This window comes from Streptomyces sp. NPDC052052 (genome assembly GCF_040680455.1).
Taxonomy (GTDB): domain Bacteria; phylum Actinomycetota; class Actinomycetes; order Streptomycetales; family Streptomycetaceae; genus Streptomyces.
On sequence record NZ_JBFAWU010000027.1, the window covers coordinates 100,870 to 110,511 of the forward strand.

11 protein-coding genes are annotated in these 9,642 nt (G+C 70.4%); 10 read left to right on the forward strand and 1 reads right to left on the reverse strand.

The window, feature by feature from the left end; genetic code table 11:
* The first annotated feature begins 31 nt into the window (after window positions 1-31).
* Together AB0L71_RS27900 and AB0L71_RS27905 are read left to right on the forward strand one after the other, a co-directional pair.
* The gene (locus tag AB0L71_RS27900) at window positions 32-1,246 is read left to right on the forward strand and encodes a sensor histidine kinase (RefSeq protein WP_365247994.1); all 1,215 of its coding nucleotides are present in this window, start codon (window positions 32-34) and stop codon (window positions 1,244-1,246) included.
* Entirely contained in the window at window positions 1,243-1,875 is a 633-nt protein-coding gene (locus tag AB0L71_RS27905; protein WP_365247996.1) for a response regulator transcription factor, read from the forward strand. Before AB0L71_RS27900 ends, AB0L71_RS27905 begins: the two co-directional genes overlap by 4 nt.
* A gap of 48 nt (window positions 1,876-1,923) precedes the next feature.
* On the opposite strand, the gene AB0L71_RS27910 is transcribed toward AB0L71_RS27905, so the two are convergent.
* A complete protein-coding gene (locus AB0L71_RS27910) occupies window positions 1,924-2,226 on the reverse strand; it encodes a DUF5955 family protein (protein WP_365247998.1) in 303 nt (100 codons plus the stop codon).
* 246 nt (window positions 2,227-2,472) lie between these two features.
* Here AB0L71_RS27910 and AB0L71_RS27915 point away from each other — a divergent pair, with 246 nt between their 5' ends.
* The 8 genes from AB0L71_RS27915 (at window position 2,473) to AB0L71_RS27950 (ending at window position 9,239) form a co-directional block, all read left to right on the forward strand.
* Window positions 2,473-3,078 carry a nucleotidyltransferase family protein gene (locus AB0L71_RS27915; protein WP_365248000.1) on the forward strand — a complete coding sequence of 202 codons (606 nt, stop codon included), beginning with the start codon at window positions 2,473-2,475 and terminating at the stop codon, window positions 3,076-3,078.
* 228 nt (window positions 3,079-3,306) lie between these two features.
* Window positions 3,307-4,926, forward strand: coding sequence for a malate synthase A (aceB, locus tag AB0L71_RS27920; RefSeq protein WP_365248002.1), 1,620 nt, complete (start codon window positions 3,307-3,309; stop codon window positions 4,924-4,926).
* Window positions 4,927-5,098: 172 nt separating this feature from the next.
* The gene (locus AB0L71_RS27925; RefSeq protein WP_365248004.1) at window positions 5,099-5,377 is read left to right on the forward strand and encodes an SHOCT domain-containing protein; all 279 of its coding nucleotides are present in this window, start codon (window positions 5,099-5,101) and stop codon (window positions 5,375-5,377) included.
* 145 nt (window positions 5,378-5,522) lie between these two features.
* On the forward strand, window positions 5,523-5,840 hold the full coding sequence (locus AB0L71_RS27930; RefSeq protein WP_365248006.1) for a helix-turn-helix domain-containing protein: 318 nt from the start codon (window positions 5,523-5,525) through the stop codon (window positions 5,838-5,840).
* Between the two features lie 33 nt (window positions 5,841-5,873).
* Entirely contained in the window at window positions 5,874-6,458 is a 585-nt protein-coding gene (locus AB0L71_RS27935) for a TetR/AcrR family transcriptional regulator (RefSeq protein WP_365248008.1), read from the forward strand.
* A 79-nt stretch (window positions 6,459-6,537) separates the two neighbouring features.
* Complete coding sequence (locus AB0L71_RS27940) at window positions 6,538-7,884, forward strand: MFS transporter (protein WP_365248010.1); 1,347 nt, start codon at window positions 6,538-6,540, stop codon at window positions 7,882-7,884.
* A 24-nt stretch (window positions 7,885-7,908) separates the two neighbouring features.
* A complete protein-coding gene (locus tag AB0L71_RS27945) occupies window positions 7,909-8,667 on the forward strand; it encodes an SDR family oxidoreductase (protein WP_365248012.1) in 759 nt (252 codons plus the stop codon).
* A 116-nt stretch (window positions 8,668-8,783) separates the two neighbouring features.
* Window positions 8,784-9,239: a GNAT family N-acetyltransferase gene (locus tag AB0L71_RS27950; RefSeq protein ID WP_365248014.1), complete on the forward strand. Its 456-nt coding sequence runs from the start codon at window positions 8,784-8,786 to the stop codon at window positions 9,237-9,239.
* Window positions 9,240-9,642: the final 403 nt, after the last annotated feature.

A 9,642-nucleotide genomic window follows, 5' to 3' on the forward strand; every position in this document is an offset into this window, starting at 1 on the left:
GCGGCTGGCGTCCGTCTACGCTGGATGAACCATGCGTTCCCGTACTCACCCCCCGGTCCCCGCAAGCTTGCGGCTGTGTCTGCACGCGCTGCTGGTGGGCCTGCTCGGGCTCGCGGCGGTACGCGCGGTCGGTGACGGGACACCGCACGCCGGTGTCGTCGTCGTGATCGCCTGTCTGATGGCCGCGGCGTACGCGGCGGGCGCGCTGATCCCCGCCGTGCGGCCGCACACCCGCGCGGCCGCCGTGTGGCTGGCGCTGCTGGGCGGTGTCTGGCTGGTGCTGCTCGCCCTGTCGCCCGACGCCCTGTGGGTGGCGTTCCCCCTCTACTTCCTCCACCTGCATCTGCTCCCGACGCGCTGGGCCCTGCCCGCGGTCGCGGCCACCGCGGGCGCGGCCATCGCGAGCTATGTGCGGCACGGTCAGGTGATCACCCCCGGGTCCTTCATCGGTCCGCTGCTCGGCGCCGCGGTCGCGGTCGCCACGGTCCTCGGGTACGACGCGCTCTTCCGCGAGAGCGAGCGGCGCCGGGAACTCATCGAGGAGCTGGTGTCGACCCGCGCCGAGCTGGCCGAGGCGGAACGCACCGCGGGTACGCTCGCCGAACGCGAACGGCTGGCCCGGGAGATCCACGACACCTTGGCCCAGGGCCTGTCCAGCATCCAGCTGCTGCTGCGCGCCGCCGAACGCACGCTCCCCTCGGACGCGCCCGCCACCGCGCACGTCCGCCGGGCCCGCGAGGCCGCGCAGGACAACCTCGCCGAGGCACGGCGCTTCGTACGCGCTCTGACACCGCCCGATCTGGAGCACGGCTCCCTGGCCGCCGCCCTGGCGCGCCTCGCGTCCCGCACCACGGCCCCCGGCCTCATGGTGAAGTTCGCGATCAGCGGCTCCCCGGTGGAGCTGCCCACGCCGTACGAGGTGGCGTTGCTGCGCACCGCGCAGTCGGCCCTGGCCAACACGGTGCGGCACGCGGCGGCGGGGCGTGCGGAGCTCACGCTCTCCTTCATGGACACCTCGGTGTCGCTGGACGTGGTCGACGACGGCAGGGGTTTCGTCCCCGGGCGGGGGCCGGCCGCGACGGACGACGACGCCGGGGGCTTCGGGCTGCCCGCCATGCGGGCGCGGGCCCGTTCGCTGGGCGGCACACTCAGTGTGGAGTCGGCACCCGGCGAGGGCACCGCCGTCGCCCTCACCCTTCCGCTGCCGCTCCCGCTTCCCGCCCGGCCGGAACAGGGCGCCGCATGACCGCCCCCATCAGACTGCTCCTCGCGGACGACCACCCGGTGGTGCGGGCGGGGCTGAGGGCCCTCCTGGACGCCGAACCCGACTTCCACGTGGTCGCCGAGGCGGACACGGCGGAGCGGGCCGTCGCGCTCGCCGCGACGGAGACCTTCGACGTCGTCCTCATGGACCTCCAGTTCGGTGCGGGCATGCACGGATCCCGGGCCACCGCGGCCATCACGGCACGGGAGGGCGGCCCCCGGGTCCTGATCCTCACCACGTACGACTCGGACGCCGACATCCTGGCCGCGATCGAAGCGGGCGCCGCCGGCTACCTGCTGAAGGACGCACCGCCGGAGGAACTGGCCGCGGCGGTACGCACGGCGGCGGCCGGCCGGTCCGCGCTCGCCCCGGCCGTCGCCCATCGGCTGATGGACCGGATGCGGGCCCCGGCACAGACGCTCACCAGGCGCGAGCTGGAAGTCCTGCAACTGGTCGGCGAGGGTCTGTCGAATCTGCAGATCAGCAAGAGGCTCTTCCTGAGCCAGGCGACGGTGAAGTCCCATCTCGTGCACATCTACGCCAAGCTGGGCGTCGACTCCCGCACGGCGGCGGTCGCGGCGGCGACCTCCCGTCGGCTGATCCGCCCCTGATCCCGGCCGCCGCGGCTCAGCGACGCGGCGGCTCAGTGGGGCCGCGGCTCAATGAGGCCGCGGCTCGCCGAAGAGGTCGACGGCGACCCGTACGTCCCTGAGCGCGGAGGCCAGCGCGCTGACCGAGCCGACCGCCCCCGCGATCAGCAGCAACGACCGGCGCAGGCGCGGAATCTCGGGTACGCCGCTCATCGCCATCGCGTCGAGCGAGGCCAGCTCGTCCTCGGCGATCGCCCGGTCCGGGAACTCCGCGGGATGCCCGGCCAACTCGCGGCGGAGCCGTGAGACGGCCGTCCGCAGCTCCGTCACCCGGGGATCCTCATCACTGCCGGTCACTCTCGTCTGCCCCACGCCTCGCAACAAAGCACTCCCCCTCGCACATCCTGGTGCCAGTGTTCCGACCGAGCCCGGACCATGGTCAAGTGTCCGGGGGTGCGGGCCAGTTAACGCCATGAAAGGTGCCGTGCGCCACTCCGTGGACGGAATTCGGGGTCTCCCGTTCGGGTGACGCGCACCTTGCGAAATAGACAGCACGGCCCGCCCTCACCCTCGGTGTCCACTTGCGTGAGGCGGGCCCACCTGCGATATCCAGTCCGCATGACTCGGACGACACGTACCCCGGCCGTCGCCGGGCTGCTGCTCGCGGCAGGCGGCGGGCGGCGGCTCGGCGGCCGCCCCAAGGCCCTGCTGGAACACCGCGGCAGGCCGCTGGTGGAGCACGCGGTGCGGGTGTTGCGCGAAGGCGGCTGCGACCGCGTCCATGTGGTCGTCGGCGCCGCCGCGACGGAGGTACGGGCGCGCGCCGACCTCGCAGGCTGCACGGTGACGGTCAACCCCGGATGGGCCGAGGGCATGGGCTCGTCACTCCGTGCGGGTCTCGCATCGCTGGACGGGACGGGGTCCGACGCGGCGCTCGTCCTCCTGGTCGACCAGCCGGGCATCGGCGCGGAGGCGGTCGCCCGGGTGCGTTCGGCCTACCGCTCCCGGACGAGTCTCGTGGCCGCCTCGTACCACGGGGAGCGCGGCCATCCGGTGCTGTTCGGGGCCGACCGGTGGGCCGACATCGCGGCGGGGGCGGTCGGCGACCGGGGCGCTCGGGCGTATCTGCGAGCGCACCACGATGCGATCACGCTCGTCGAGTGTTCGGATGCGGCTCAGGCGTACGACATCGACAGGGTGGAGGACCTGAAGCACCTCGGGTGAACGAGACGGACGGCGCCCGGCACCACCACCGTCCAGGCATGCGGGCGGGGCATCTCGACATCAACCCACGATTGAACTTCCACCATGAGGAAATTAATATCCGTTGACTCAGCTCTGCCCCCGGACAACGCCCGCAGCCGCATCCCGGAACCCCGACCCCGCCCGGTTCCGGACGCCCCGCGGCGGCGACAGGCCGCCCCGCCCCGCCCGCTGAAGGAGTGACCGCTCATGTCCGCACCGGCGCCGTCCCCGCTGACCGTCGTCGCTGCCGAACCCCTGCCCCGGCAGGACGAGGTCCTGACCGACGCCGCCCTCGCGTTCGTGGCCGAGCTGCACCGGCGGTTCACGCCCCGTCGTGACGAGCTGCTCGCCCGCCGGAGCGAGCGCCGCGCCGAGATCGCCCGGACCTCCACACTGGACTTCCTGCCCGAGACGGCGGCGATCCGCGCAGACGACTCCTGGAAGGTCGCACCGGCCCCGGCCGCGCTGAACGACCGCCGGGTGGAGATCACCGGTCCGACCGACCGCAAGATGACCATCAACGCCCTGAACTCCGGCGCCCGGGTCTGGCTCGCCGATTTCGAGGACGCGTCCGCCCCCACGTGGGAGAACGTGGTCCTGGGTCAGCTCCATCTGATCGACGCCTACACCCGCCGGATCGATTTCACCGATCCCGCGTCCGGCAAGGCGTACGCCCTGAAGCCCGCCGACGAACTCGCGACCGTCGTCACCCGCCCCCGCGGCTGGCATCTGAACGAACGTCATCTCCAACTCGACGGTGTCCCGGTACCGGGCGCCCTGGTCGACTTCGGCCTCTACTTCTTCCACAACGCCCAGCGCCTCATCGACCTCGGCAAGGGCCCGTACTTCTACCTCCCGAAGACCGAGTCCCACCTGGAGGCACGCCTCTGGAACGACGTCTTCGTCTTCGCCCAGGACTATGTCGGCATCCCGCAGGGCACGATCCGCGCGACCGTCCTGATCGAGACGATCACCGCCGCGTACGAGATGGAGGAGATCCTGTACGAGCTGCGCGACCACGCCTCGGGGCTCAACGCGGGCCGCTGGGACTACCTCTTCTCCCTCGTGAAGAACTTCCGTGACGGCGGCCCCAGGTTCGTCCTTCCGGACCGCAACGCGGTCACGATGACCGCCCCGTTCATGCGCGCCTACACCGAACTCCTCGTCCGCACCTGCCACAAGCGCGGCGCGCACGCCATCGGCGGCATGGCGGCCTTCATCCCCTCCCGCCGTGACCCGGAGGTCAACAAGGTCGCCTTCGAGAAGGTCAAGGCCGACAAGGACCGCGAGGCCCACGACGGCTTCGACGGCTCCTGGGTCGCCCACCCGGACCTGGTCCCGATCGCCATGGCCTCCTTCGATGCCGTCCTCGGCGACAGGCCGAACCAGAAGGAACGCCTGCGCGAGGACGTCTCGGTGACGGCCGACGAACTCATCGCCGTCGACTCCCTGGACGCCAAGCCCACCTACGAAGGCCTGCGCAACGCCGTCGCGGTCGGCATCCGCTACATCGAGGCCTGGCTCCGCGGAACGGGCGCCGTCGCCATCTTCAACCTCATGGAGGACGCGGCCACCGCCGAGATCTCACGTTCGCAGATCTGGCAGTGGATCAACGCGGACGTGGTCTTCGAGAACGGCGAGCACGCCACACCGGACCTGGCACGCAAGCTCGCGGCCGAGGAACTCACCGCGATCCGCGCCGAGATCGGTGACGAGGCGTTCGAAGCGGGCAGGTGGCAGCAGGCCCACGACCTGCTGCTCCAGGTCTCCCTGGACCAGGACTATGCGGACTTCCTGACACTGCCCGCGTACGAGCAACTGGGCTGAGGCGGGCGAGGCCCCGTCGCCCCATGCAGTGGCTTCTGCTCGGTGAGCAACTGCTGCGAGGTGTGCGGGGCCGTTCAGCCTCCGGAGCTGCCCCAGATTGCCCCTGCGCGCCGAGACCGCCCCCGACGCATGCTGGAAACCGGGAAGGACACACTCCCGGAAGGTGATCGTCATGATCTGGTACAACGGCGGTTGGGGCTGGGGCGGCTGGTTCTTCATGACCATGTTCATGGTGCTGTTCTGGGCGCTGGTGATCGCCGGAATCGTCGCACTCGTCCGCTACCTCTCCACCTCCCACCACGACCGCCGGCCCGGACAGTCCCCCTCCTCCGGCGAGCCGAGATGGGGAAGCAGCCGGGCCGAGGACCTGCTCGCCGAGCGGTTCGCCCGCGGGGAAATCGACGAGGACGAGTACAGACGACGGCTTGCGCTGCTGCGGGAGCACCGGTGAAAGGCGGACCGCCGACGCGGCACGTGGTTGATCATCACTGGGGCGGTCGCCGGGCTGGTGCTGGGCATGGGACCACGATGGTGCCGGCCGGCACCGGTGCCCTTCGCCATGCGGCTCCTGCGGCGTGGCGGGCCCAGAGTGCGCGGTGCAGTGCGCCGACGCTGCCGGGCCAGGTGGTGGACGTGACCGCGGGCGATATGGGGCCGGGCACGATGGGCGGAACTCCCGGCAGGGACGACATGCGCATGATGCAACTTGTCACCCGTCCGGCCTCGGCCCCCGCCGGTGGAACTCTCCGCCCGGTCAGCAGGCCCACCTCGTCGAGCGGCACGCCACTGGTGAGCACACCATCGCTGACCTCGCCGAACTGTTCTCCGTCTCTCGCGCGACGGTCTACCGCGTCCTGGAGCGCGCGGGAAGACAGGAGCCCTCACAGGCCCGGCCGCGGTGCGCAGTTATTTGACCGATCGTTCTAGATGCACCTATGGTCTTCGATGTGGCCAGGACCAAGGAATTCGATCCGGACGCCGCTCTGCAGTCGGCCCTTGAGCTGTTCTGGCGGCGCGGCTACGAAGCGACGTCGATGTCGGACCTCGTCGAGCACCTCGGCATCGGCCGCGCCAGCATCTACGCGACTTTTGGCAGCAAGCACGAGCTGTACCTGAAGGCCATGGACCGGTACGCCGATATTCGCGACCCGGCTCTCCTCGCCGAGTTGTCCCAGCCGGGCCTCGCACTGCCTGCGGTGCGGGCGGTGGTGCGCCGCTTCGCCACGGAGGCCGCCTCCCCGGACGGGCGGCTGAACGGCTGTTTCGTCACCAATACCGCGGCCGAGCTGGCCCCGCACGACCCTGCGGCGGCTCGCCGGGTCGAGATCAGCTGGGAGCACGTCGAGACCACGCTGCACTCTGCGCTCGTACGGGCCCAGGCTCAGGGCGAGCTGCCCGAGGACCGCGATCCGCGTGCGCTGGCCCGCATGCTGCTCGTCCTGCTGCAGGGGGTACGGATCGTCGGCAAGGCGTCGAACGATCCCGCCCGGGTACGGGACGCGACCGAACAGGCCCTGGCCCTGCTGGACTGACCCACACCCACCGAAACCACTGGGCTCCCTTCCGCGCGCCCAAATAATGAACCGATCGGTCAAATATCAGGAGGAAGGCATGACTGCCACGGGCGCTGCCCGCGTCGCCACTATGCAGCAGCGGTGGGCCTTCATCCTTCTCGGTAGCGTCCAGACCACGCTGATCTTCACGCTCGCCGCGCTCGCCATACCGCTGCCCCTCATCGGGCGCGAATTCGGCCTGGAACGCACAGACTTGATCCTGCTCAGCGCCGCCTATGGACTGACCTTCGCCGGGCTACTGCTCTTTGGCGGACGCCTCGCGGACCGCTATGGCGGGCGGCGTGCCCTCACCGCAGGCCTGGTCCTCTTCGCCGCTTCCTCGGCCGCCGCCCCGCTCGCCCCCGGCATGGGGACATTACTCGCAGCGCGCTTCGCGCAGGGCGCGGGGGCGGCTCTGATCGCGCCCGCCGCCATGGCCGTGCTGCGCGCCGTCTTCCCCTCCCCGCCCGCGTACGGCAGGGCGATGGCCACCTGGGGCGGGCTCTCGGTACTCGGCGCAACCGCGGGCAATCTGCTCTCCGGCGTCATCTCAGCGCTGCTGTCCTGGCGTTGTACCTTCGCCATACCGCTCGTGGTGGCCCTCGCAGCCCTCACCCTCACGCCCCGGCTTCTGCCGGACACCACGCCGAGCCGGAGCAGGATTCTCGACCTGCCGGGTGCTCTCCTCGCCACTGCCGGGATCACCCTCGCCAGTTACGGGCTCATCGTCACCCATAGCCGCCCCTGGTCGTCAGTCGGCGTGCTCGTGCCGCTGCTCTGCGGGGCCGCACTGCTGGCCGCGTTCTGGTACGCCGAGCGCCGCGCCCCCGACCCGCTGCTGCCGCCCAGCTTCCTGCTCGGCCGGCGACGGGTCCTCGCTCTCGCGGCCATCGCACTGAGCGCTTGCGGAACCGCGATGACCTTCGTGGTCCTCTCGCTCCAACTCCAGCAGGCGCGCGACTGGTCGCAGCTGCAGACCTCGGCGGCGTTCATACCGTTCGCTGTTGCGCTGATCGCCTCGGGCCGGGCGGCAGGTCCGCTCATCGGCCGGTACGGGGCCCGAACCGTCACAGCGGCCGGGCTCGGCACCGGCGCGACCGGGCTCGCCCTGCTCGCGCTCACCGGGATCGACGCGCACATCTCGTACGGGTATGGACTGCTGCCGGGCCTCGTACTGCTGCCGGCCGGCACCGCGGCCTCCTTCGCGGGAGCCGCCGTGCTCGCCACCGAAGGCGTGCCGCAGCAGCAGACCGGGCTTGCGGGCGGCGTGCTGAACACGGCGATGGAATTCGGCCCGACCGTCCTCTTCGCGATCCTGCTCACGCTCGGCAGCGATGACACGTCCCTGGCCGCAACAGGGGCCGCTCTCGCCGTCGTGGCCCTCCTGAACCACCGCGCCAAGTAATCCATCATTCAAGGAGCCATGGAAATGAACCGCTTCACGGGCAAGACCGTCCTCGTCACCGGCGCAGGCTCCGGCCTCGGCCGCGCAATCTCGCTCGCCTTCGCCGCCGAGGGCGCATCCGTGGTCGCCGCGGGACGCACCGCGGCTTCCCTGGACGAGACGGTCGGCCTCATCGAGGCCACTGGCGGCACGGCCACCGCCGTCACCGCCGATGTCACCGACTCCGGCCGGCTCCAGAACCTCGTGCGCGAGAGCGTCACCCGCTTCGGCGGACTGGACATCGCGGTCAACAACGCCGGAATACTCCGCGGCACCGGACCCGTCGGCGAGGTGAGCGAGGAGGACTGGGACGCGGTGCTGCGAACCAACGTCACCGGCGTCTGGCTGGCCATGAAGCACGAAATCGCGCACATGAAGGGAAACGGTGGCGGCGCCATCGTCAACATCTCCTCCAACCTGGGCGCACACCTGCGGATCCCGAACGTCGCCGCCTACATCACCTCAAAGGCGGCGGTCTCCGCCCTGACCCGCGCCGCCGCTCTCGACCACATCCACCAGGGCATCCGCATCAACGCCGTCAGCCCGGGTCCCGCTGCCACGTCCATGTCGCTGCTGCCTGGTGAGACGGAGGCCGGTCGTACCGAGCGAATGAAGACGGCAACTCCGCTCGGCCGGGTCGCGGAAGCCGAAGAAGTGGCGGCCGCGGTGCTCTATCTCGCCTCGCCCGCAGCCGGCGCGATGGTCGGCGCCGACCTGGTCATCGACAGTGGATCCTCGGCCTGACGGTTCGTAGGCTTCGGCGACACCCTTCTCATAGCCTCATGAGCCTGGGCAGGACAACCAAGGCTTCAAGATCAGCTCAATGACGTGTGCGGCTGTGCCCGATCCAGGCTCCGCGCATGGAGATCAATGTGCGGTCAGCGACCGAGGCGGACCTGTCGGCGTTGCTGACCCTCTACGGCGAGTTGAATCCGGACGATGCGCCGTTGCCTCAGGCGTCCGCAGATGCCATCTGGGCCGTCATATCGAGGCAGGAGGGACGGACGATCCTGGTGGCCGATGCCGGCGGCACGGTGGCCGGAACGGCGGATTGCCTCGTCATGCCGAATCTCACGCGCGGTGGCCGGGCCATCCTGTTCGTGGAGAACGTCGTGGTGGCCGGCACCTTCCAGCGGCGCGGAATCGGCCGTCATCTGATGGAGTCCGCCGTTCGACTCGGTGAGTCCGCCGACTGCTACAAGGTCCAGCTGCTGGCGGCGGAGGACGAGTATGTCCACACCTTCTACGAAGCGTGCGGCTTCCAAGCCCTGGCACAGGGGTTCCGCCGCTACATCCCGCAGGAGCCCAGCCGTTGAGGTGATGCCGTCCGAGGCGGCGACAGGTCCTGTGCTGGGTATCCGACGTCCCGTAAATGGCGCGGGCGGTTTGCCCTGCGCGGGTTGGAAGGTCTGACGGGCGCCGCTCGCCCGGGTAGACCATGCCGCTACGACGACCTGGTGCATGTCGCGCAGTGAGCGGACGGCGTGGCCGCCTGCTTGATTCCTCCGCCTGTCTCTTCCCCATCTGCCGCCATGGTCCCGGCGTTCACTGAGCCTTTCCCGGTAACCGGTCGTTGCTTGCTGTGATCGCTGGGCTGCTGTGCCCCTGCCGCCTCCAAGTACGGGCAGCTGTAAGGCCGCTGGTAGGAACGATCTTGCGACAGAAAGATCCGACCGAGGGGCCTCACGTGCCGACCAGTGTCACATACACCGCGGTGCT